This is a genomic window from Planomonospora parontospora (genome assembly GCA_014647935.1).
Classification (GTDB): Bacteria; Actinomycetota; Actinomycetes; order Streptosporangiales; family Streptosporangiaceae; genus Planomonospora; species Planomonospora parontospora.
Genome location: BMQD01000009.1, coordinates 15,961 through 37,223, shown reverse-complemented (window position 1 = coordinate 37,223; position 21,263 = coordinate 15,961). Strand labels below are relative to the sequence as shown.

Below are 21,263 nucleotides of genomic sequence, written 5' to 3'. Positions count from 1 at the left end.
TCAGACGAGAAGGCCCCGGCAGAGTCCGGGGCCTTCGGCGTTGTGGTGTGCAGTGATCAGCGCCACTGTCTGAGGTCTGGCATGGCCAGAGTCTGACCCGCCGCGATGGCGCTCTGCACACTTTGCGTGAGAGTGCTCTCCACGGCGGCTGCCTGCTGCATGAGGTTCTGCATGCCCATCCTGTCGTCGGTGTGCGCGAGCAGGTAGCGGTACTTGTCGTTGTTCTGCAACTGCTCATGAGCGCGTAGCGCGGCGTCCGCCTCCTGGACGCGACGTGCATAGGCCTCAAGCTCCATGATCCGCTGTGTGACCATCGCGACCGAATGCTGTAGCGCCTGCTGCTGAGGAGCCAGTACGGCCAGCAGTTCAGGAGTGAGGACGACGCCACGGGTGGCAGCGGCCTGCTCGGCGCGAAGGATGCTCTGAAAGCGCAGAAGACGGCTGATCTCCCATAGCTGCTGAGGGAACAGTACGTCGTTGGCTACGGAGTCCAAGAACCCCTGTCGGCTGACCTGGGACCAGCTGACCGTCATGGTGGCGTTGGTGGCCCGGTTGAACAGAGAGTGGGCTTCGTTGTCGAGATCGCTGGGGATCACGTAGCGATCACGGTAGAGCCGTGCCAGCCGTTTTGGTGATTCAAGGTGTTTCCACGTGAGGAGCGCCGCTGCGGCCACAGCGATCAAAATGAGGAGGGCCAGGCCCACCCAGGGCACCTTGATCGCAGCCTCGCCAATGGCCCTGATGATCGCTAAGCAGAAGACGGCTGCAATGGTGACCAGACAGCCGTTCGCCCTCGATACCCGAGAGGCGATATGCCCACCTGGGGAAGCCGTCGATATGCCCATAAGTTCTCGGTTGCCTATGATCCGCCGCTTGTCCCGAGGCGGGATGGTGGGATCGACGATTGGCCAATGATCAGCCCAGGAGTGCATGGTAAAAATCAGCCTCCTATCGGCCCTGGCACGGTCCATGGGCTGGACTCGGTCCAGTGAGAATCCCCAAGTCGCAGATAATCGCAGAGACCACTTTCCCGCACAACTGGATCCAAGAGCGACTAATGGGGGTCGGTGAGAGTGATGGCCTCGCCGTGGTTGGAGTGCGGGGCTCTCGACGAGACGGTGCTTGCCCTGCCGGAGATGGGGACGCGGAAGCCGATCTCTGATGTGGCGATCTTGTCGACTGAGGTTGCGGCAGTGTATTGACCTGCGTTTCTGTGCGGCACCGTCCGGCCGGGCATGGTCAAGATCATCCCGTGAATAGACCGTGACCAGTGAGTCAGGGCTGCGTCCGATGGCCTACGGCTGCACAGGAGCGCACGCCGAACCGGGGGGATCCCCAGGTCAGGCGGTGGATGGCAAGGTCACGATGGTGCCCCCGGCATGATTCGAACATGCGACACCCGCTTTAGGAGAGCGGTGCTCTATCCCCTGAGCTACGGAGGCAAGGGCTGTCTGTAAGAGTAGCGAAGATACCGGGCCTGTGCCCAGTCGGGGGGAGATCGAGATGGCAGCGGCGGGTCATCGCTTGCCTGCGGTGGGCCAAAGGGATGGCAAGCGAGTGAGCCGCTGAGGTGCCGGCATGGCTACTGTCACGCTCTGTGATCAGAATGCGGCGGAAGCGGATTCCCGGTCGTCGAGCATCGCGGCCGATGGTGCTGGGCGTGGCGATGCTGGTGCCGGCTCTGCTGGCGGGAGGCCTCATGATGGCCGAGGTCGCCGGATACGACCTGGCGGTGAGCGGCGGGGTCTCCGCGGAGCCGGAGCGGCGGAAGGCGTTCGGTGACGGTGTGCCGGTCGCGGCCGCGTCGCCCGGTGCCTCCGGAGCCCCCGTCGCGATCAGAGCGGCCCAGGGAGACCCGGCGGGCGCGCCGTCCGGAAGCGCGATGACCGGAGACACGGTGATCCGGGGCACGGTGACGGACAGTGAACCGGTCGGGAACCGGGCGACGGAGCCCAGGCTGGTGCCCCCGCCGCTGCGCCCCTATCGGGTGTACGACGGCTGGATGCCGCCGGACCTGATCGGCCTGTCCTACTTCCGGCCGACGCATCACTCCGGGGAAGCCGGGGAGGCGGCGGAGACCGCCGACAGGAGGCGGAAGCGGCGGGTTTCCGGCGGGGGCGGGAAGGAGAAGCCGCGGACGGTGCACGGGCCGGGTACGGCGCACGCGCAGGGGCCCGTGGAGTCCTCGGGTCAGGAGACGCCGGACCGGTCGCCCACGCCGTCCCCCACGCCCTCGCCGGTGCCGCCGGCGGAGGAGGGGGCGGCGGGCACGGAGGCGGAGTGCTCGCAGGAGTGGCGGGACACCTGGCTCTGGGAGATCTGCCTGGACGGCAACCGGCAGAAGGTCTGACATCTCCGGGATCGGTGGAGGGCCGGAAACCACCTGCGATCTGCCCGGGTGGAACCGGCGGGAAGCCTGGGGCGGAGCTTGCGGAATGGGGCGTTCGGCGCATAGCGGCTGCGAGGAGTCTGGCTCGGGCATCCGGTGAGCTGTAGTAACGTGCGTGCCTGACCCGGGTCACGAGTTCGCAAACGGAGGGGTCGAACGTGCTACCTCGTCGATCAGCGGGTCTGATCGTCGTTGTCGCGACGATGACTTCCCTCGTACCGGGGGTCGCCACCGCGCAGCAGGCGCCGCTGAAGGCCGGGGCCGCCGTGCGGCAGGAGCACGCGAAATCCCAGCCCGGTGCGCGGCAGGGCATGCCGGCCGAGGTCCGGGCCGCCGCCCGGCGCGATCCGGTGAATCTCACCGAACTCCGCCGGGACGCCGAGAAGGCGGCGAAGGACCTGGAGGCCGCCACCAAGGCGCTGGAGCAGCGGCGCGCCAAGATCCGCGAGGCGCAGAAGGCGCTGACCGCCAAGCTGCGCGAGCTGCAGACCGCCGAACGGGCCTTCGCCCAGGTGCGGCAGCCGCTGTCCGACCTCGTCGGACTGCTCTACCAGCAGCCGGTCGGAGGGGACGTGGCGGGCCTGCTGTCCGGGGACTCCAGCGGCGACACGCTGCGCGCGATGACGGGTGTCACCCAGCTCGTCGCCGAGCGGAACCAGGTGCTGGAGGAGAGCAGCCGGCTGCAGGCCGAGCGCGAGCGGCTGGCGGCCGAGGCGCAGGAGTTGCGGGCCGGGACGCTGCTGGCGGAGGCCCAGATGGGGGCCGAGATCAAGACGCTCCAGGCGCGTTCGGACAAGCTGGTGAAGACGCTCACCAAGGCGCTCGTGAAACTGGGCATCAAGATCGACAAGGTCGGCCGGGCAGCGCTCGGATGTGATCCGACGAAGGTGAACTCGGCGGGCGAGTTCCCCAACGGCCTGATCCCGAAGGCCTACCTGTGCCCGCTCCAGCAGCCCGGCCACCAGCTCCGGGCCGACGCGGCGATCGCATTCATCAGCATGAACGAGGCCTACCGCAAGAGGTTCGGCAAGCCCATGTGCGTGACGGACGCCTACCGGAGCCTGGCCGAGCAGCAGTCGGTCTACTACCGGCGTCCCGGCCTGGCCGCCGTTCCGGGTCGCAGCAACCACGGTCTGGGGCTCGCCGTCGACCTGTGCGGGGGCGTGCAGAACTTCCGCTCGGCGGAGTTCAACTGGGTGGAGGCCAACGGCAAGAAATTCGGGTGGTTCCACCCCCAGTGGGCCTACTCCAGCCCTTTCGAGCCGTGGCACTGGGAATACGACCCGAAGCTCGGCTCGCTCCTCTGAGCGCCCGCCGGCCTCCCGTCGACCGGCTCTCCCCGGCCGATCTCTCTCGGGTCCGGTCACGTCATCGGGGAGACCTGGGCGGTGCAGTGGCGGCAGCGGACGGCGGCCTTGGGGATCTCCGAGAGGCACTCGGGGCACTCCCGCAGCTTCGTCTCCTCCGGCGTGGCGAACCGGGCGGTGATCCTCTCGTAGGGCGTGATGACCAGGAAGTAGATGACCGCCGCGATCAGCATGAACGAGATCACCGCGTTGAGGAAGTTGCCGTACGTGAGCGTGCCGGAGCCGATGTTCAGCGTCAGGTGGCTGAAGTCGGGCTTGCCGACGATGGCGGCGATGAGCGGGTTGATGAGGTCTTTGACGAAGGAGTTCACGATGGCGGTGAAGGCGGCGCCGACCACCACCGCGACGGCGAGGTCGAGCACGTTGCCGCGCATCAGGAACTTCTTGAATCCACTCAGCATGACCACTCCTTGCCCGGGGCCTCCAGGCCTCCGGGGTCGTTCGACTTCGGGGGTGCGGGCGCTATTACCCTGTCACGGCCGGATCATCACCGGGGAGGGGCGATCGTGATCGACAGCCGGCCGCCGGACTGGGCGGAGGCCAGCTCGACCGCCTGATCCGAGGTCGTGGCGAGCATGAGGAGCGCGTCCCGGTCGCTCCCGCTCGCGGGGACGGTGAGGACGGGGACGCCCTCGGCCACGATCCGGGCCGGGGCGGCGGAGCCGTCCCAGCCGGTCGGCGCGGCGAGCACGTTCACCACGTCTCCGGGGGACAGCAGGCGGGCGCTCTCGGGGTCGGCGACGCGGACCGGCGCGGCGACCGTGCCGGGTGGATGGGCGGCCAGCAGGCTCGGGCCGAGCAGGCGGACGTCGGTGAGGGGCTCCCCGCGCCGCGCGGGGCCCGCCAGGACCCGCCCGGCGACCGGCGTGCCCGGTCTCAGGGCGCCTTCGGGGGCCGTACCGGGCCGCAGGGCGACCGTTTTCACGTCGGCGGCGGACAGGACGCCGCCGGGCAGGTCGCGGGCCGCCGCGAGCACGGTCACCGACGAGGTCTCGGGGCGCAGGCCGGTCGCGGCGCACGCCGCGGCCAGGGCGGCGAGGACGGTGGCGAGGAGGCGGTGGCGGCGGCCGAGGAGACGGTGAAAGGGAAGGCGCCGGCCCTGCGGGCGCAGGCCGGGAAGGAGACTGGCGACGGGCATGGCTGACTCCACGGATGGTCACCGGATGGGTTCGAAGCACACCGGGCGGAAGGTCACCGGACGGGGTTGAGGCACACCGGACGGGAAGGGTGCCGGAGGCGGGGCCGAAGGGCACCGGGCAGGCCTGCGGTCACCGGGCGGGGCCGAGGGGCATCGGGCGGGGTCGAAGGCACCGGATGGGACGACGGAAGGTCACCGGGGCAGGTCGAAGGGGAGCTGCAGGCCGTCCAGGGCCTTGGCGCAGTGGCAGGCGCGGTCCCTGGGGAGGGCTCCGACGACGTCGGTGACCAGGGCGCGCATGCGGGTGACGTTGGCGGCGAAGAAGGCGAGGACCTCCTCGTGGGTGACTCCCTCGCCGGTCTCGACGCCCGCGTCGTGGTCGGTGACCAGGGACAGCGAGGTGTAGCACATGGCGAGCTCGCGGGCGAGGACGGACTCCGGGAAGCCCGTCATGCCGACGATCGTCCAGCCGTTGGCGGTGAACCAGCGGGACTCGGCCCGGGTGGAGAAGCGGGGGCCCTCGATGACGGCCAGCGTGCCGCCGTCGACCGTCTCCCAGTCGGCGGCCCGGCCCGCGGCGACGGCCGCGGCGCGGCCCACCGGGCAGTAGGGGTCGGCGAAGGGGACGTGGACCACGCCGCCGGCGTCGTAGTAGGTCTGGGCGCGGCCGGAGGTGCGGTCGACGAGCTGGTCGGGGACCACGAGGGCGCCGGGACCGATCTCGGGGCGGAGCGAGCCGACCGCGCTGGGCGCGAGAACCTGGCGCACGCCGAGGGAGCGCAGGGCCCACAGGTTGGCCCGGTAGGGGATGCGGTGCGGCGGGAAGCGGTGGTCCCGCCCGTGGCGGGGGATGAACGCCACCTCCCGCGAGCCGACGCGGCCGATGCTGACGACGTCGCTCGGCGGGCCGTACGGCGTGCTGACCGTGACCTCCGTGACGTCGTCGAGCAGCGAATAGAACCCTGAACCGCCGATGACCCCGACGTCCGCGCGATTGACCATGGCGCAGACACTAGCGTCACGGCCGCCCCGCGAGAGGGCGGAGAGCGGAGCCTGTGGACGACTCCGGCAGCCGATGTGACCGTGTGGACACATGGGGTATGACCTGCCCCATGGTCGATCGGGGGAACGAGACGAGTGCGCGGCGGACCCGGCGGACGGCGTCCGGAGAGGCGGAACGGAGACCCGGGAGGGGGCTGGGGCTCATCATCGGGGCGCTCATGCTCGCCATGCTGCTCGCGGCGCTCGACCAGACGATCGTCGCCACCGCGCTCCCGACCATCGTCGGAGACCTGGGCGGCCTGAACCACCTCGCCTGGGTGGTGACCGCCTACATGCTCGCCTCGACGGTCTCCACGCCCCTGTGGGGCAAGCTCGGCGACCAGTACGGCCGCAAGGCCCTCTTCCAGGCCGCGATCGTGATCTTCCTGGTGGGTTCGGCCCTGTGCGGCCTGTCGCAGGACATGGGGCAGCTGATCGGGTTCCGGGCGCTGCAGGGGCTCGGCGGCGGAGGTCTCATGGTGCTCGCCCAGGCGATCGTCGCGGACGTCGTGCCCGCCCGCGAGCGGGGGAGGTACCAGGGGTTCTTCGGCGCCGTCTTCGCCGTCTCCAGCGTCGCGGGCCCGCTGCTCGGCGGACTGTTCGTGGACCACCTGTCCTGGCACTGGGTCTTCTACGTCAACCTGCCGATCGGCCTGCTCGCGCTGGCCGTGGTGGCCTGGGCGCTGCCGGCCGGCGTGCGCTCCACCGGGCACGTCATCGACTACGGCGGCATCGTCTTCCTCGGCGGCGCCACCGCCTGCCTGGTGCTGATGACCACGTGGGGCGGGAGCACCTACCCGTGGGGCGACCCGGTCATCATCGGGCTGGGCGTCGCCGCGGCGGTGCTGGGGGTGCTCTGGTGGCTGGCCGAGAAGCGGGCCCCGGAGCCGGTGCTCCCGCTGCACCTGTTCAAGCTGCGGGTCTTCAACGTGGCGTCGCTGATCGGCTTCATCGTGGGCCTGGCGATGTTCGGCTCCCTCACCTACATGCCGCTCTTCCTCCAGGTCGTGCAGGGGGTCTCGCCCACGATGTCGGGCCTGCACCTGCTGCCGATGATGGGCGGTCTGCTCGTCGCCTCGATCGTCAGCGGCCAGGTCATCACGAGCACCGGGCGGTACAAGGTCTTCCCGATCGCGGGCACCGCGACCGCGGCGCTCGGCCTGTTCCTGCTCTCCCGCATCCACCCCGGCATCGGCGCCCTGGAGCTGAGCGCCTACCTGCTCGTCCTGGGCGTCGGGATCGGCATGGTCATGCAGGTCCTGGTGATCGTGGTGCAGAACGCCGTGGGCTTCGAGGACCTGGGGACGGCGACCTCGGGCGCCACGTTCTTCCGCGCCATCGGGGGTTCGTTCGGCGTCGCGCTGGCCGGGGCGATCTTCACCGCGCGGCTCGCCGACGACCTGGCCGCGCTCTCCCGGACGGTACGGCTCCCGCCGGGCATCGAGAGCGCGGTCCAGCAGGATCCGACGGTCATCCGGCGGCTGCCCCCGGAGGTCGCCGGGGCCTTCCTGGAGGCGTACTCCGACGCGATCGCCCGGGTCTTCCTGTTCGGAGCCCCGGTGGCGCTGCTGGCCTTCGCGGTGGCCTGGCTCCTGCCCGAGCTGCCGCTGCGGGAGACCACCAAGGCGACCGACCCGGGCGAGGGCTACGGCGCCGTGCCGACCGGGCGGTCGTCGCTCGACGAGGTGGAGAGGGGGCTGTGGCGGCTGGCGGACGAGGCCATGCGCCGTGACTACTACCGGCGGCTCGGAGATCTGGCGGGCCTGCGCGACCTGCCGTCCGGCTCGGTCTGGCTGATCGCCCGCCTGGGCACCAGGGGCAGGCAGGCGGGCGCGGACCTCGCGGAGCGGGCGGGCGTGACCATCGACAGGGGACGGCCGTACGTCGCCCACCTGGTGGAGCGCGATCTGGTCCGCCGGGCGGCGGACGGACTCGGCCTGGAGCTGACCCCGGAGGGGGAGCGGGTGGCCGACCGCCTGGTCTCGGAGGCCAGGGAGGGACTCACCCGGGTGATCCAGGACTGGAATCCGGAGGAGCACCCCGGGCTGCGCGAACTGCTGGACCGGCTGCCCGGGGAGATGCTCGGCGCGATGACCGACCGCCCCGCGCCGCGTTGAGACCGGTCGCCGCGGGGCCGGGCCTGCGGGTGGGGTCGGCCGCGCACCGGGCCGGTCACCCGTGGGGCCGCCGGAGGGAGCGACCGGTGCGCGGAGCGGGGCGCGCGGGGAGCCGGCGGGTGGGGCCGGCCGCACGCCCGTTCGTCAGGAGGCTGCGGCCGCGGGTGCGGCGGCGGGCTTGGACTCCGTCGACCCCGAGGAGGACGTGGAGGATGCGGAGGACGGCGACGAGTTCGAGGAGCTCGACGTGGTGGAGCTCACCGTGCTCGAACCGGACGACCTGCTGTCCGTCCGGTAGAAGCCGGATCCCTTGAAGACGATGCCGACCGCAGAGAACACCTTGCGCAGCTCACCCTGGCAGCTCGGGCACACGGTGAGCGCGTCGTCCGAGAACTTCTGGACGATCTCGAACTGGTTGTCACAGGCGGTGCAGGCGTACTGGTAAGTGGGCACGCTCTCCTCCTCATTCGGTCCGCGCCGATTGGCACTCGACTGGCGCGACTGCTAATGGTACGGCGTCGACAAGCATAAACGCGAGCGGAGGATGTCACATTCCGGCGTGCGCCTTCCGGCCGGGGCCCCGCAACCGTCCCGCAACCGGGCCTGCGGGAGTCCTCCGAGCCGGTCCGGGCAGGCCCTCCGCTGCGCCCGCGGGAGTCCTCCGGCCTGGTCCGCGGGAGTTCCCCGGCCCGGCTCGCGGGAGTCCTCCGGCCGGCCCGCTGGAGGTCAGGAGCCGTGCTCGCCGAACCAGCCGGCCAGCTTGCCCCGGCGGCTGATCGCGCGGATCCGCTTCTCGACGACCTCCCGGCAGGCGGCGGTGGCCACCACGAGGAGCTGGTCGTCGGCCCTGATCCGGGTGGACTCCGACGGCACGAACGACTTGCCGTCCCTGACGACGAGCGTGACCTGGGCGTCGGACGGCAGCCTGAGCTCGAACACCTCCACGCCGTGCAGCTTGGACGCCGGCGGCACCCTGATCTGCAGGAGGTCGGCGTTGAGCTCCTCCAGCGGGGCCGACTCCACCGCCAGGTCGCGGGCCTCCTCCGGCGCGGTGACCCCGAGCCTGCGCGCCACCCACGGCAGGGTGGGCCCCTGGAGCAGGGTGTAGACGACCACGATGACGAAGACCTCGTTGAACACGAGCTTGGCGGTGGCGTCGTCGATCGACGTGGCGGCCCAGGGGATGGTGGCCAGCACGATGGGCACCGCGCCCCGGAGCCCGGCCCACGACAGGAACGCCTGCTCCCGCCAGTTCAGCCGGTCGACCCCCGTGATCCGCAGCAGGAGGGCGGAGACCACGATGGACAGCGGCCGGGCGACCGCGACCAGGATCAGCCCCGCGACCAGCCCGGGGACGAGCGCGGCCGGCATCTCCGAAGGGCTCGCCAGCAGACCGAGCATGACGAACAGGCCGATCTGGGCCAGCCAGGCGACGCCCTCGGCGAATCCCCGGCTGGCCGCCCGGTGCGGCATCTGCGAGTTGCCCATGACCAGCGCGGCCAGGTAGACCGCCAGGAAGCCGCTGCCGTGCAGGGACGCGGCGCCGGCGTAGGCGACGAAGGCCAGCGCGAGCACCGCGATCGGGTACAGGCCGGCGGCCGGCAGCGCGACGCGGCGCAGCGCGTAGACGCCGACCGGGCCGATCGCCAGGCCGGCGGCCGCGCCCACCACGAGCTCGAAAACCACCTCCAGCAGGGCGACCCCGAGGCTGGGCGAGGCGTTGGTGCTCAGCAGCACCACCGCGATGACGACGGGGGCGTCGTTGAACCCGGATTCGGCCTCCAGGATGCCCGACAGGCGCGGTGGCAGGGGCAGGCGGCGCAGGACGGAGAAGACCGCCGCGGCGTCGGTCGAGGCGAGGACCGCGCCGAGCAGGAGCGAGGTCCGCCAGTCCATGCCGAGCAGGAAGCGCACCGGGAGCGCGACGGCCGCGATGCTCACCGCGACGCCCGCGGTGGCCAGCACCACGGCGGTGGGGATGGATCCTCTGACGTGGCTCCAGGTGGTCGTCAGACCTCCCTCGGCCAGGATGATCGCCAGCGCGATCAGGCCCATCTGCTGGGCGAGTCCCGTGTCCTCGAACTGCAGGCCGAACCCGGACTCGCCGATGACCAGGCCGAACCCGAGGAAGATGAGGAGACTGGGGAGGCCGCTGCGGTGGGCGACGCGCACCGCCACGATGGATGCGATGACGATCCCCGCGCCGAGCAGCAGCCAGACGTTCATGTCCATCGGATGTCCATCGGCTGTCCGTCAGGATCCGGTGAGACGGTCGGCGCGTTCGTGCAACGGAGGGTTCGCTCCCTTGGTGGCGGGCCCCCGCGCAGAACCGCCGGGGCGTGCAGGCCGCCCGTCCCGGACGGGAAAAGCGGGAAGCCGCTCCCTCGCCGGGAGCGAAGAGTCACCTGTCCCCTCCTCTCGCTTCGGGGACCATTCTGTCCTATTCGGCGGGCCGGCCCTCCCCCAGGCGGACGATGCCGCCGGGCAGCGCGGCGTAGCGGACCGGCCGGTCATGCGGTTCGGCGGGGACGCCGTCGAGCAGCTCGCCGTCGTGGAGCAGCGCGACCGTCGGCACGTTGGGCCCCACCCGCGCCAGGGCCCGGTCGTAGGAACCGCCGCCCTGGCCGAGCCGTACGCCGGTGGAGCGGTCGGCCGCCAGCGCCGGGACGATCACCAGGGCCGCGGTCCTGACCGCGTCGACGCCGCGCCGTACGTCCACCGGCTCCATGATTCCGAAGCGGCCGGGGGCGAGGGTGTCGGGCCCGTCGTACACCGCCCAGTCGAGGTCCAGGTCGTCGCGGAGCACCGGGAGCAGCACCGTCGCGCCGTGCTTCCACAGCGCGAAGACCAGCCCGTGCGTCGCCGGCTCGGCCCCGGTCGACCAGTAGCACGCGACCAGCCCGGCCATCTGCACCCACGGCTGGTCCAGCAGCGCCTCCCGAATCTGGACAGAGGCCGCATAACGCTCGTCCTCCGGGATAGAGGCACGCCGCTGCCGGATCGACGCGCGCAGCTTCAGCTTGTCCACAGGTCCCTCCACTAAGGTTTTGATATGGCCGACTTCGATCCCGTGACGAAAGCCGTCGTGCCGGCGGCGGGTCTGGGCACCCGCTTCCTGCCCGCGACCAAGGCGACGCCCAAGGAGATGCTGCCGATCGTCGACAAACCCGCGATCCAGTATGTCGTCGAGGAGGCCGTCTCCGCCGGGCTGCTCGACCTGCTCATGGTGACCGGCAAGAACAAGCGCTCGATCGAGGACCACTTCGACCGGGCCGTCGAGCTGGAGGAGGCCCTCGAGGCCAAGGGCGACGACGAGCGCCTCTCCCAGGTCCGCGAGCCCGCCGACCTGGCGACCCTCCACTACGTACGGCAGGGCGAGCCCAAGGGCCTGGGCCACGCGGTGCTCTGCGCCAAGCAGCACGTGGGCGACAGCCCGTTCGCCTGCCTGCTCGGCGACGACCTGATCGACCCCCGCGACGAGCTGCTCAAGCGCATGATCGACGTCCGCAACACCTACGGCGGCAGCGTCATCGCGCTGATGGAGGTCCCCGAGGACCACGTCTCCCTGTACGGCTGCGCGGCCATCGAGGCCACCGCCGAGGACGACGTGGTCAGGGTGACCGACCTGGTGGAGAAGCCCCCGGCCGAGGAGGCGCCGTCCAACTGGGCCATCATCGGCCGCTACGTGATCGACCCGGCCGTCTTCGAGGTCCTGGAGAACACGCCGCCGGGGCGGGGCGGCGAGATCCAGCTCACCGACGCCCTGCGCACCCTGGCCGGACGCGGCGGTGAGGGCGGCGGGCCGGTCCACGGCGTGCTGTTCCGCGGCCGCCGCTACGACACCGGCAACAAGCTCGACTACCTGCGCACGGTCGTGCAGTTCGCCGCGGACCGCCCCGACCTCGCGCCGGAGTTCATGCCCTGGCTCAAGGAGTTCCTGGCCTCGCGATGACCCTTCCGACGAGCCCGCAGGCGGCCCACATGAGCCCGATGAGATCGGTCGACGAGCACCTCGGCGACATCCTGCGCACCGTGCGGGCGCTCGCCCCGCTGGAGCTGGAGCTCGAACGGGCGCTGGGCACGACCCTGGCCGAGGAGGTCACCTCTCCGGTCCCGCTGCCGCCCTTCGACAACTCGGCGATGGACGGCTACGCCGTACGGGCCGAGGACGTCGCCGACGTTCCGGCGACGCTGCCGGTGGTCGACGACGTCGCCGCCGGGGACGGCCGCCTGCACGCGCTCGGGCCGGGGATGGCCCTGCGGATCATGACCGGCGCGCCGCTGCCGGCCGGGGCCAACGCGGTGGTCCCGGTGGAGTGGACCGACGGCGGCACCGCCCGGGTCACGATCGACCGGCCCGTCCAGAAGGGCAACGCGATCCGGCTGGCCGGCGAGGACGTGCGCGCGGGGGAGGTGGTGCTGACCGCGGGCACCCGGATCGGTCCCGCCCAGCTCGGCATCCTGGCCGGAGTCGGCCGCCGGCGGGTGCTGGTACGGCCCCGCCCGCGGGTCGTGGTGATCTCCACCGGTGCGGAGCTGGCCGAACCCGGCACGACCCTGGCCCCCGGCCAGATCTGGGAGTCCAACAGCTACACCTTGATCGCCGCGGTCCGGGAGGCCGGCGGGGAGGGCTACCGCGCCGGGATCGTCGGCGACGACGCGGCGGGGTTCGCCGAGCAGCTCGACGCCCAGTTGGTCAGGGCCGACGTGGTGATCACCAGCGGCGGGGTCTCGATGGGCGCGTACGAACCGGTCAAGGAGGCCCTCGGGCCGCTGGGCACCGTACGCTTCGAGCGCGTCGCCATGCAGCCGGGCATGCCCCAGGGGTTCGGCGTGGTGGGCGACGACCAGGTGCCCATCTTCGCGCTGCCCGGCAACCCGGTCTCCTCCTTCGTGTCGTTCATGCTGTTCGTCCGCCCGGCACTGCGGAAGATGCAGGGCCTGCCCGCGGGTCCTGCGGAGACCGCGACGGCCGTGACCGCGGCGCCGCTCCGCTCACCCGCGGGCAAGCGCTCCTATCTGCGTGGGAAACTCGGTCCGCAGGGCGCCGTGACCCCGGTGCGGCGGCAGGGCTCCCACCAGCTCGCCGCCCTGGCCGAGGCCGACGCGCTGATCGTGGTCCCCGAGGACGTCACCGAACTCCCCGAGGGCACGACCGTGGAGATCATTCCCCTGTGAACGGGGACGGCGGACCGCATCGGACAGGAGACAGGGCAGGCGGATGAGCGGTTTCTCACATCTCGACGAGACCGGCGCGGCGCGCATGGTGGACGTCTCGGCCAAGGACGTCTCCGCGCGCGCGGCCGTCGCGACCGGCAAGGTGCTGCTGTCCGCCGAGGCGGTGACCCTGCTGAGGTCGGGCGAGATCCCCAAGGGGGACGCGCTCGGCACCGCGAGGATCGCGGGCATCATGGGCGCCAAGCGCACCCCCGACCTGATCCCGCTCTGCCACCCGATCGCGCTGCACGGCGTGAAGGTCGAGCTGACCGTGGTCGACGACGGAGTGGAGATCTCCGCCAGGGTGAGGACGGCCGACCGGACCGGCGTCGAGATGGAGGCGCTGACCTCGGTCGCCGTCGCCGCGCTGGCGCTGATCGACATGGTGAAGGCGGTCGACCCGGCGGCGGTCATCACGGACGTCAGGGTCGAGGAGAAGACCGGCGGCAAGACCGGCGTCTGGACGAGGTCCTGACCGCGGGCCGGAACGCCCGCCGGGATGCCGACGGAGCGGCGAGCCCTGACCGCGGGCCGGAACGCCCGCCGGGGTCCCGGCGGAGTGGCGACGAGGAAGGCGGGCCGCACATGCGGGCTCTGGTGATCACGGCGTCCGACCGGGCCGCCGCCGGGGTGTACCAGGACTCGTCGGGCAGGCTCCTGGCCGGGCTGCTCGCGGAGGCCGGGTGCGAGGTGGACGGCCCGGTCGTGGTCCCCGACGGCGAGCCGGTCGAGGAGGCGCTCCGCGCCGGGGTGGCCGGCGGCTACGACGTGATCGTCACCACCGGCGGCACCGGCCTGACCCCGGCCGACCTGACCCCCGAGATGACCGCGCGGGTGCTCGACCGGGAGATCCCCGGCATCGCCGAGGCGGTCCGGCAGGCGAACAGGGAGAAGGTGCCGGCCTCCGTCCTGTCCCGCGGGCTGGCGGGCCAGGCGGGCTCCACCCTGGTCGTGAACCTCCCCGGCTCCTCCGGCGGGGTCCGCGACGGCATGGCCGTACTGGCGCCCGTGCTGCGGCACGCCGTGGACCAGATCCGCGGGGGAGACCATCCCCGGTGACCTCCCGCGGCCTCTCCGCGGTCTCTCCGTGGCACGCCGGTGCGGCTTGGGGGGATGATGAAGGGGTGGATCGACTTCGTGGCTGGCCGGTGACCCTGACGGAGGGCTCGGTGGGACTCCGGCCGCTGCGCCTGCGGGACGTGCGGGTCTGGCGGGACTCGCGGTTGCGCAACGCCGACTGGCTCCGGCCGTGGGAGCCGAGCAACCCGGAGACGCCCCTGTTCCGGACCGGGCTGGGCCCGTACATCTCGATGGCCGGGACGCTGCGCAGGGAGGGCAGGCAGGGGCTGGCGCTGCCGTGGGTCGTCACGTACGACGGAGCCTTCGCGGGCCAGCTCACCGTGGGCGCGATCGTCTGGGGGTCGGCCAGGTCCGCCCAGATCGGCTACTGGGTGGACGGTGCGCTGGCCGGCCGGGGGATCATCCCGACCGCCGTGGCCCTGGCGGTGGACCACTGCTTCTTCACCACCGGGCTGCACCGGATCGAGGCCAACATCCGGCCGGAGAACCAGGCCAGCCGCAGGGTGGTTGAGAAGCTCGGCTTCCGGGAAGAAGGCATCCGGCGCCGGCATCTGCACATCGACGGGGCCTGGCGCGACCACATCTGCTACGCCCTCACGGTCGAGGACGCGCCCAGGGGCCTGCTCGCGCGGTGGCGACACGCCCGGGAGGCCACGGCCTCCGGCGGTCCCTCGCACGAAGAGGTGTGACGATCTGGCGACACACCGAATTGAATACTCGTCAAATAGTGACACGCGGTCTTACGGTGCGTGACGTGAGCACAGTGAGGACGCCCCGTGGTCAGGCGTGCCTTCGTGCTGCCCGGAGGCGACCGTGAGCAGCGTCCTCCTCTACCTCGCCATCGTCGTCATGTGGTTGTGCGTGCTCGTGCCCATGTGGCTGCGCCGCGACCGGACCACGCTCGTCGAGGTCGACGAGCGGGACGAGACCACCGGGGCGTACGACCTCGCCGGCGCACCGGCCGGGAACCCGAGCCAGGAGGAGGGTCCGTCCGGACCCCTTATGAGGACCGCAGGGCCCGCCGTGGGATCCGCGGCACCGTCCGCCGCCGCGACCGCCTCCGCGCCGGGTGCCGCCTACCGGATGCCGGCAGGGGCCGCGACCGGTGCCGTGCAGCCGGAGGGGGAAGGCGTTCAGGGGCACCGGAGGGCGGAGCTCCGCCGCGCCGCGCAGCGCCGCCGGGCGGCGCTCGTGGCCAAACGGCGACGGCTGACGCTCTGGTGCGCGCTGCTGCTCCTGGCCTCGGTGGTGACCGCAGCGGTCCAGGTGATCCCTTGGTGGGGCGTGGCGCCCTCGGTGGTCCTTCTGGGCGTCCATCTGGCGGTCCTGCGGGTCGCGGTGCAGGTCGACGCCGAGCGGCGCAGAGCCGCCGCCCAGGCCCGGGCGGAACGTGCCAGGCGCGCCCGGCGCCGGGCCGCGGAGGCTGCGGCGCGGCGGGCGGCGGCCCCGCAGGCGGAGATCATCGACCTCTCCGAGCACCGCGACGAGCTCTTCGACCAGTACGCCGAGCCGTCCCGCCGCGCGGTCGGAGACTGATCGGTGCCCCGGATGGCGCGAGCGCCCTCGGATGTTTGCTAATCTAGTCCACGTCTTGGGGATGTAGCGCAGTCCGGTAGCGCACTTCGTTCGCATCGAAGGGGTCAGGGGTTCGAATCCCCTCATCTCCACCAGGTCGGAAGGCCCGGTTCCAGAACATGGAGCCGGGCCTTTTCGCTGTTCAGGTGGTGTGCGGGTTGCCGATGGCCTGGATCGTGCGGCGCGGTGCCCGTTGCGGGCTCCGGGGCCGGAGTCAGCGAAAAGTCAGCAGACGTCTTCGGAGCGGGTGGGTCACCGCGCTGTGACGGAGCGATCGACCGGCGACCGGGTCAGGCGTCAGGGTTGTCGAGGATGACGACGGGAGCCTCCTCCACATCGAGCCACTCGCTCTCCAGCCTCATGCCGGTGGCTGCCTCGACGAAGGCGAACGCCGCACTGAGCTTACCGCTGTAGTCCTCCGGGTCGAGGTTGTCGAGCATGGTGCGGAAGTCAGCCAGGATGCTCGGATCGCCCTGCTCGATGGCGTGTTCGGTGAAGATGAAGTCGCGCATCCGTGCTCTGATCTCGCCGTCGGCCGCGTAGAGGATCGTGTATCCCCCCTTGAAGTGCCAGGTCGTCATCCACACGCGTGACTCCTTGCTGAGCTCGGTGAGGACGCGATCGGACAGGCCGAAGCCGTAGGAGAATTCGAGGAAACCCCAGGTCCCCTCGCCCTTGAAGACGAAGAGCACGGGCAGGTCCTCCATAAAGGCCTCCTCCGTGGGGTACTCCATGATGCGATGCTCGGGATCGCGGCCTCCGTTCAACCGTCGCAGAAGATCGTCGGTAGTGATCTCCTCGTTGAGAGGTTGCACTACGGTCCAGCAGAGCCCGTTCTCCAGATACCCGTGCTGGTCGAAGAGGCTGCGGTAGTAATCGATCACATGATCATTGTGGCGGAGGTCGAGCCGCATGATGAAGGTCCGACTCCAAATGGTGGAATCGGACCTTCTGTCTGATCAGGAGCTATGTGGTCGATTCTCTAGAGGTGGTCGGTTCGGCTGCCGTCACCTGCTCTGTGGCGGGGCTGAGGGAGAGATCGGCGAACACCGCCCGAGCGCGGCCGTTGCGGTCGCGGGAGGCGTGCGTGTAGCGGTTGAGCGTGGTCGAGATCTGCTCATGACCGATGAGCCCGGCGACATCGTTGACGGGGACGCCGCTGGAGACGAGCCAGGTCGCGTAGCAGTGCCTCAGGTCGTGGAAGCGCAGGCCCTCTCCGGCGTGCTGGGCAAGGTAGGACACGGCCTCCTTTTTAGTCGCGAACCGCTTGTGCCGCTCGGTTCCGGTGTCGAGGCCGACGGCGTCCCACCGCTGGGTCAAGGTCTGTGACCGAAGGCATACAGGACTGGGGCAGTCAGGGAGGTGGCCGCGTCCCGCGTGACGATCCGGCGGGCCTCAGAGACGAACCTGGCTTCCAGCGAAGTCAACGCACCCAGGCCAAGTGTGCGGAGCTCGGGATAGTGCGGACTCCTGCTATGGAGCTGCCAGAGCGTCGCCTCGTCCGTCCGGGGCAGTGTCACGCTCTCCGCTACCACTCGCACACCCGTGAAGCCGGCGCGAGCCAATGCCTCCATGCACCGCTGCTCAGTGCCGAGTTCGGCCATCGGATCGGCCAGATCCACACCGAACTCTGCAGCGCACGCACGAAACACCCTGGCCAGCACAGGAAAGCCGGCCCGCATTGCGGAGAAGCCGATCAACCCGCCCGGCCGCAGGAGGCGGTGCCACACCGGCAGGACCCGCTCGACAGGGAGATACAGCATCCCGGCTGAACAGATCACCGCGTCGAAGGAGGCGTCGGCAAAGTCGTCCAAACGGCTGACATCGGCCACGACGTAGCCGATGTTGTCCACACCGGAACCCAACCGCTCGGCCTGTGCCAGCATGCCCGCCGAGATATCGACCGCCACCACTTCTCCCGTCGGTCCCACCGCGCGGGCTGCCGCCATGGCCGCGAAACCCGTCCCCGTCGCCGCGTCCAGGACCCGGCTTGTGGGTACCAGCCCTGCCAGCTCCACCAGCCGCTCGGCATAGCGAACATGCCAGTCGTCCCTTGCGTACGCCGCTGCCCGGCTGTCGAAGTGAGCAGCCGTCTCGGATCGATCCATCCGGTCATCATCACCGCAAGAGAGGGAAACGATCAATGTCGGCCTGGGAAGTGATCTCTCGCATCACCATTGCTCCGCAGGCAAGACCTATTCGTGAACACCCCACCCAGCTCAGAGGATCCGGTTCCAGATCATGGAGCCGGGCCTTTCTCTATGCCGCGGTTAGCTCCACCAGTCCTGCTCGGGCAGCCTGAGCCACATGTCAGGTTGGTCGGTGATCGATCGGGCGTCGGTCGGTCGCAGGCCGGCACCGGCGAAGCAGTAGGCCACGGCTCGGTGGTGGTAGAGGTAGGTGGTGAGGATCTCCTCGGCGGGCTCGTCGGCGGAGACGCTGCCGCCGCCGGGGTGGGTGTCCCATTCCTCGATGACGCCATCGCGGGCGACGGCTCCCTGGTTGCCGCTCTTGGGGTTGGCGAACATCCCGTGACAGACGGTGCCGACCGACAGGCGCTTCATGACGCCGGGGGTGGACGCGTTGTATCCACACGGCTGGAAGACGACGCATCCACCGGGCACGTCCGTGACGCCGATGATCGCCATGCTCTCGTCCACATTGTCCCATGGGTCCTCTAGGAGCTCTTCGACGTCGGCATCGTCGACCGGTACGGCCTCCAGCCGCCGTGCCGCCTCGGCCGCGGTGATGTCGGCCACGCAGGCGAGGCTGAAACCGTCGTGTTCCAAGCGCCCCAACGTGGCGATCAGACGCCTGGCCTCGGCCACAGCGGCGGTCTCGGCGGCGGACAGGCCGACCTCGCCCTCAGGAAGAGGAAGCAGATCAGGGGTGGGAGAGGCCAGGCTGAGCCGTCCAGGGGACCAGCCGTTCATCATCAGCCGCCACGGGTCCGCTCCGGCGGTGACCAGCGCACGGGCATTGTCGGGACGGTTGGCGAAGACAGCCGCCCAGAGGGCGGTACGGCCTTCATATTCCGCGTCGACGTCGTCGACGCGCCGGGCCAGTTCCGCGACCACCTCGGGTGAACCGCATTCGGTCGCCGTGTGCAGCACCGGTCCGAGGAAGGACACCTCTGAGTTCGGGTCGGCGCCCGCGTCGAGCCGGGCGCGGATCAGCCTGAGGTCTGTCCAGCCGTCCCAACCAATACCAGACCATCCGCTTTCATCGTTGACGACCATGACACTCCTTGGGGGCGTACGGGATATATGAGTGCTGATCATGGCGTACGGGGCTGACAGATCCGGGCTGGGACCGCAGGCGTCACAGCGCGAGGGCGGCTTCCTCCGATGGCCGTATCGGCTCGTGGACGGCTGGGCGGAGTCAGCGAAAAGTCAGCGGACCCGCTGGCACGGGAGCGCAGCCGAGATCAACGCACGTCACCGCCGTGGCACCTGACGGCACCGGATGGCATCCGTCGATCGGAGGCGGTGCGCCCCGCCGGGGTTCGCATCGAAGGGGTCAGGGGTTCGAATCCCCTCATCTCCACCCAGGTCAGAGGCCGCTTCCGAGAGATCGGGAGCGGCCTTCTGCGTTGCTGGGTGACCAACTGAGTGACTACGTCCGCTACGCGGGGTCGCGACCGGAGATCGCCATTACGGCAGAGGTCAGGATGCAGCCCAGTCCGACGGCGGAATTGGCGATCAGGAAGGGAACAGCGTCGTTGTCGACACCGCTGGCAACCGCTCCACATCCCCCCAGGAGGAGGACGGCCCACCCGAGGGTCAGCGGGAACATGTGAGATCGGTTCTGAGGTTTCACTGATCATCCTCCGCGGGGGTAGGACAGCCGGACGATGATGTCACGGCGTGAATCAGTCAGGGAATAACCGGTCCATGGCCTCAGCTCCCTCTAGAAGTATCGGGCGGAGCTGCTTGCGGTAGACGGTCTCCGTCACCGAGGTGTTGCGGTGGCCGACCAGGCGGGAGATGTTCTCCAGCGGGATGCCGGAGTCGGACAGCAGCGAGACGAAGCTGTGCCGCATCTCGCGGGGTGTCCACTCCTCGGCGTTGAGGCCGGCCTTCTTGAGCACGGCCCGGAACGAGCGGCGGACGTTGTGGGAGTCGAGTTCGGTGCCGACCTTGGAGGCGAAGACGAGGTCGTCGTCCTGCCAGCTCCTCCCCGCCGCCTTGCGGGTCACGCCCTGGCGCTCGCGGTGAAGCTTGAGCGCTTCCACGCACCGTCTCGGCATGGCCAACGTGCGCCGGGACTTGCGGGTCTTGGTGTCGCCGCCCTCCCGGACGGAGCGCTTCAGTCGCAGCGGAGAGGCCGCCCCAGAGGGCGGCCGAGCCGTGGGAGGCGAGAGCGGTGATGACCGCCGGGGAGACGGCGAGCCCGAAGCCGGTGGAGAGTTGGAAACGGGCGAGGGCGCGTCCCAGGAGATGGGCCGGGGCGAGGGCGGTGACGAGCGCGGTGGCGCTGCCGGCATAGATGATCTCGCCGATGGTGCAGACCACGGACACCGCGGCCACGGCCGGAGCCCTCCAGCCGTGTTCGGGGACGTTGAGGCAGAAGACGTAGATCACGTTGGCGGCCAGCAGCGCGCGCATCCGGGGTGCGGGCTCGTCGTCCCTGCTCTTGGCCGTGGCAGCGGCCGGATGAGCGTGCACATGGACCGACCACGCCAAGGCCGCCGCAGCGAGATAGGCGAGCCCGGTGACGGCAGCCAGCACCTGTACGGCGGTGGCGCCGCCTGCCAGGCACGCAGTGGCGAGCAGGGCGCCCAGACCCAGGCCGGCGTTGCGCAGGGCACGACCTCCCGCGAGAGCGGCGTCACGCTCGCGGCCACGGGCGACCGTGGCCACGAGAGCCGCATGGGCGGCCGGCCAGGCCTGGTTACCGATGCCCAGGAAGAGCGTCGCTGTCGCGAACAGCCAGACGTTCCCCGTCGGGGTGGCCAGCAGCAGCGCCACGCCCACCACCCGCACCAGCATCGACGCCGCCACGACCGTGCTGCGTGCGCCCCGGTTCAGCCATCGGCCCACCGCGGGCGTGCACAGCAGACCCGTGACGACGCCGACTGCCATGGCGATGCCGGTGACCGGCGCGGACAGCCTCAGCACCATCACCCCGTAGAGCAGCAGAAAGGGCCGCAGCAGGCCGGTGCCGAGCGCGTCCACGGCCAGGGCGACGGCATAGCGGGGACCTCCGGAGGCGCGGACGAGGGCACGCGGCCGGATCTTGGTGGTGGTTGCCATGGCGTCAACGGTGCGTTCGGCCGCCGGACCGGCTGCGTCGATTGACGGACACCGTCAATCGACGCGGTCGCCGGCCATCCGGCC

General features: G+C 70.7%; 20 protein-coding genes, 2 tRNA genes and 2 pseudogenes. 10 read left to right on the top strand and 14 right to left on the bottom strand.

All coding sequences use genetic code 11. The features are described from left to right. Positions 1-56: 56 nt before the first annotated feature. Both IEZ07_RS15605 and IEZ07_RS15600 read right to left on the bottom strand, forming a co-directional pair. Positions 57-704, bottom strand: a complete 648-nt coding sequence (locus IEZ07_RS15605) for a hypothetical protein (RefSeq protein WP_191895414.1) — start codon at positions 702-704, stop codon at positions 57-59. A gap of 662 nt (positions 705-1,366) precedes the next feature. Further along, positions 1,367-1,442 (bottom strand) — tRNA-Arg (locus tag IEZ07_RS15600). Between the two features lie 206 nt (positions 1,443-1,648). Here IEZ07_RS15600 and IEZ07_RS15595 point away from each other — a divergent pair. Next, positions 1,649-2,350, top strand: a complete 702-nt coding sequence (locus tag IEZ07_RS15595) for a hypothetical protein (RefSeq protein ID WP_191895413.1) — start codon at positions 1,649-1,651, stop codon at positions 2,348-2,350. A gap of 242 nt (positions 2,351-2,592) precedes the next feature. Further along, the gene (locus tag IEZ07_RS15590) at positions 2,593-3,696 is read left to right on the top strand and encodes a M15 family metallopeptidase (RefSeq protein WP_239320219.1); all 1,104 of its coding nucleotides are present in this window, start codon (positions 2,593-2,595) and stop codon (positions 3,694-3,696) included. A 56-nt stretch (positions 3,697-3,752) separates the two neighbouring features. Here the strand turns inward: IEZ07_RS15590 and mscL are convergent, their stop codons facing one another. The 3 genes from mscL to IEZ07_RS15575 all read right to left on the bottom strand — a co-directional run bounded on the left by mscL (position 3,753) and on the right by IEZ07_RS15575 (position 5,896). Next, positions 3,753-4,157: a large conductance mechanosensitive channel protein MscL gene (gene mscL / locus IEZ07_RS15585; protein WP_191895412.1), complete on the bottom strand. Its 405-nt coding sequence runs from the start codon at positions 4,155-4,157 to the stop codon at positions 3,753-3,755. A gap of 86 nt (positions 4,158-4,243) precedes the next feature. Next, positions 4,244-4,894, bottom strand: a complete 651-nt coding sequence (locus IEZ07_RS15580) for an RcpC/CpaB family pilus assembly protein (RefSeq protein ID WP_068902345.1) — start codon at positions 4,892-4,894, stop codon at positions 4,244-4,246. Positions 4,895-5,086: 192 nt separating this feature from the next. Beyond that, positions 5,087-5,896, bottom strand: a complete 810-nt coding sequence (locus tag IEZ07_RS15575; protein ID WP_191895411.1) for an S-methyl-5'-thioadenosine phosphorylase — start codon at positions 5,894-5,896, stop codon at positions 5,087-5,089. A 110-nt stretch (positions 5,897-6,006) separates the two neighbouring features. Here IEZ07_RS15575 and IEZ07_RS15570 point away from each other — a divergent pair, with 110 nt between their 5' ends. Beyond that, positions 6,007-8,052, top strand: a complete 2,046-nt coding sequence (locus IEZ07_RS15570) for an MFS transporter (protein WP_191895410.1) — start codon at positions 6,007-6,009, stop codon at positions 8,050-8,052. A 312-nt stretch (positions 8,053-8,364) separates the two neighbouring features. On the opposite strand, the pseudogene IEZ07_RS35720 reads toward IEZ07_RS15570, so the two are convergent. The 3 genes and pseudogenes from IEZ07_RS35720 to IEZ07_RS15555 form a co-directional block, all read right to left on the bottom strand. Then, a pseudogene (locus IEZ07_RS35720) lies at positions 8,365-8,505 on the bottom strand (FmdB family zinc ribbon protein); the annotation flags it as partial. Between the two features lie 273 nt (positions 8,506-8,778). Then, positions 8,779-10,284, bottom strand: coding sequence for a potassium/proton antiporter (locus IEZ07_RS15560; protein ID WP_191895408.1), 1,506 nt, complete (start codon positions 10,282-10,284; stop codon positions 8,779-8,781). A gap of 208 nt (positions 10,285-10,492) precedes the next feature. Beyond that, a complete protein-coding gene (locus tag IEZ07_RS15555) occupies positions 10,493-11,080 on the bottom strand; it encodes a 5-formyltetrahydrofolate cyclo-ligase (protein ID WP_191895407.1) in 588 nt (195 codons plus the stop codon). Between the two features lie 24 nt (positions 11,081-11,104). Between IEZ07_RS15555 and galU the strand changes: the two genes are divergently transcribed. The 7 genes from galU to IEZ07_RS15520 all read left to right on the top strand — a co-directional run bounded on the left by galU (position 11,105) and on the right by IEZ07_RS15520 (position 16,019). Continuing rightward, the gene (gene galU / locus IEZ07_RS15550; RefSeq protein WP_191895404.1) at positions 11,105-12,004 is read left to right on the top strand and encodes a UTP--glucose-1-phosphate uridylyltransferase GalU; all 900 of its coding nucleotides are present in this window, start codon (positions 11,105-11,107) and stop codon (positions 12,002-12,004) included. Between the two features lie 38 nt (positions 12,005-12,042). Then, the gene (gene glp / locus IEZ07_RS15545) at positions 12,043-13,230 is read left to right on the top strand and encodes a molybdotransferase-like divisome protein Glp (RefSeq protein WP_068902358.1); all 1,188 of its coding nucleotides are present in this window, start codon (positions 12,043-12,045) and stop codon (positions 13,228-13,230) included. A 43-nt stretch (positions 13,231-13,273) separates the two neighbouring features. After that, positions 13,274-13,744: a cyclic pyranopterin monophosphate synthase MoaC gene (moaC, locus tag IEZ07_RS15540; RefSeq protein ID WP_191895403.1), complete on the top strand. Its 471-nt coding sequence runs from the start codon at positions 13,274-13,276 to the stop codon at positions 13,742-13,744. Positions 13,745-13,854: 110 nt separating this feature from the next. Next, positions 13,855-14,328 (top strand): MogA/MoaB family molybdenum cofactor biosynthesis protein, encoded by a 474-nt coding sequence (locus tag IEZ07_RS15535; protein WP_191895402.1) that lies wholly within the window; start codon positions 13,855-13,857, stop codon positions 14,326-14,328. A 65-nt stretch (positions 14,329-14,393) separates the two neighbouring features. Then, positions 14,394-15,038, top strand: coding sequence for a GNAT family N-acetyltransferase (locus IEZ07_RS15530; RefSeq protein WP_191895401.1), 645 nt, complete (start codon positions 14,394-14,396; stop codon positions 15,036-15,038). 124 nt (positions 15,039-15,162) lie between these two features. Then, positions 15,163-15,885 (top strand): divisome protein SepX/GlpR, encoded by a 723-nt coding sequence (sepX, locus tag IEZ07_RS15525; protein WP_191895400.1) that lies wholly within the window; start codon positions 15,163-15,165, stop codon positions 15,883-15,885. Positions 15,886-15,942: 57 nt separating this feature from the next. After that, positions 15,943-16,019: transfer RNA gene (locus tag IEZ07_RS15520), tRNA-Ala, on the top strand. 195 nt (positions 16,020-16,214) lie between these two features. On the opposite strand, the gene IEZ07_RS15515 is transcribed toward IEZ07_RS15520, so the two are convergent. The 6 genes and pseudogenes from IEZ07_RS15515 to IEZ07_RS35715 form a co-directional block, all read right to left on the bottom strand. Further along, positions 16,215-16,808: a hypothetical protein gene (locus IEZ07_RS15515; protein WP_191895399.1), complete on the bottom strand. Its 594-nt coding sequence runs from the start codon at positions 16,806-16,808 to the stop codon at positions 16,215-16,217. A gap of 82 nt (positions 16,809-16,890) precedes the next feature. Continuing rightward, positions 16,891-17,244, bottom strand: a complete 354-nt coding sequence (locus tag IEZ07_RS15510; RefSeq protein ID WP_191895398.1) for a tyrosine-type recombinase/integrase — start codon at positions 17,242-17,244, stop codon at positions 16,891-16,893. Then, positions 17,241-18,032 (bottom strand): class I SAM-dependent methyltransferase, encoded by a 792-nt coding sequence (locus tag IEZ07_RS15505; protein WP_191895397.1) that lies wholly within the window; start codon positions 18,030-18,032, stop codon positions 17,241-17,243. Before IEZ07_RS15505 ends, IEZ07_RS15510 begins: the two co-directional genes overlap by 4 nt. Before the next feature lie 162 nt (positions 18,033-18,194). Further along, a complete protein-coding gene (locus tag IEZ07_RS15500; RefSeq protein WP_191895396.1) occupies positions 18,195-19,163 on the bottom strand; it encodes an ankyrin repeat domain-containing protein in 969 nt (322 codons plus the stop codon). A 632-nt stretch (positions 19,164-19,795) separates the two neighbouring features. Beyond that, on the bottom strand, positions 19,796-20,410 hold the full coding sequence (locus IEZ07_RS15495; RefSeq protein WP_204054446.1) for a tyrosine-type recombinase/integrase: 615 nt from the start codon (positions 20,408-20,410) through the stop codon (positions 19,796-19,798). A 136-nt stretch (positions 20,411-20,546) separates the two neighbouring features. Then, positions 20,547-21,179, bottom strand: a pseudogene (locus IEZ07_RS35715) (MFS transporter); the annotation flags it as partial. Positions 21,180-21,263: the final 84 nt, after the last annotated feature.

Coding starts and splice junctions, on each gene's coding strand:
- IEZ07_RS15580 (WP_068902345.1), bottom strand. CDS start 4,894: ATGCCCGTCGCCAGTCTCCTTCCCGGCCTGCGCCCGCAGGGCCGGCGC.
- IEZ07_RS15570 (WP_191895410.1), top strand. CDS start 6,007: ATGGTCGATCGGGGGAACGAGACGAGTGCGCGGCGGACCCGGCGGACG.
- IEZ07_RS15505 (WP_191895397.1), bottom strand. CDS start 18,032: ATGGATCGATCCGAGACGGCTGCTCACTTCGACAGCCGGGCAGCGGCG.
- IEZ07_RS15495 (WP_204054446.1), bottom strand. CDS start 20,410: ATGCCGGCAGCGCCACCGCGCTCGTCACCGCCCTCGCCCCGGCCCATC.
- IEZ07_RS15590 (WP_239320219.1), top strand. CDS start 2,593: ATGACTTCCCTCGTACCGGGGGTCGCCACCGCGCAGCAGGCGCCGCTG.
- IEZ07_RS15535 (WP_191895402.1), top strand. CDS start 13,855: ATGCGGGCTCTGGTGATCACGGCGTCCGACCGGGCCGCCGCCGGGGTG.
- glp (WP_068902358.1), top strand. CDS start 12,043: ATGAGATCGGTCGACGAGCACCTCGGCGACATCCTGCGCACCGTGCGG.
- IEZ07_RS15560 (WP_191895408.1), bottom strand. CDS start 10,284: ATGGACATGAACGTCTGGCTGCTGCTCGGCGCGGGGATCGTCATCGCA.
- moaC (WP_191895403.1), top strand. CDS start 13,274: ATGAGCGGTTTCTCACATCTCGACGAGACCGGCGCGGCGCGCATGGTG.
- IEZ07_RS15575 (WP_191895411.1), bottom strand. CDS start 5,896: ATGGTCAATCGCGCGGACGTCGGGGTCATCGGCGGTTCAGGGTTCTAT.
- galU (WP_191895404.1), top strand. CDS start 11,105: ATGGCCGACTTCGATCCCGTGACGAAAGCCGTCGTGCCGGCGGCGGGT.
- mscL (WP_191895412.1), bottom strand. CDS start 4,157: ATGCTGAGTGGATTCAAGAAGTTCCTGATGCGCGGCAACGTGCTCGAC.
- IEZ07_RS15500 (WP_191895396.1), bottom strand. CDS start 19,163: ATGGTCGTCAACGATGAAAGCGGATGGTCTGGTATTGGTTGGGACGGC.
- IEZ07_RS15595 (WP_191895413.1), top strand. CDS start 1,649: ATGGTGCTGGGCGTGGCGATGCTGGTGCCGGCTCTGCTGGCGGGAGGC.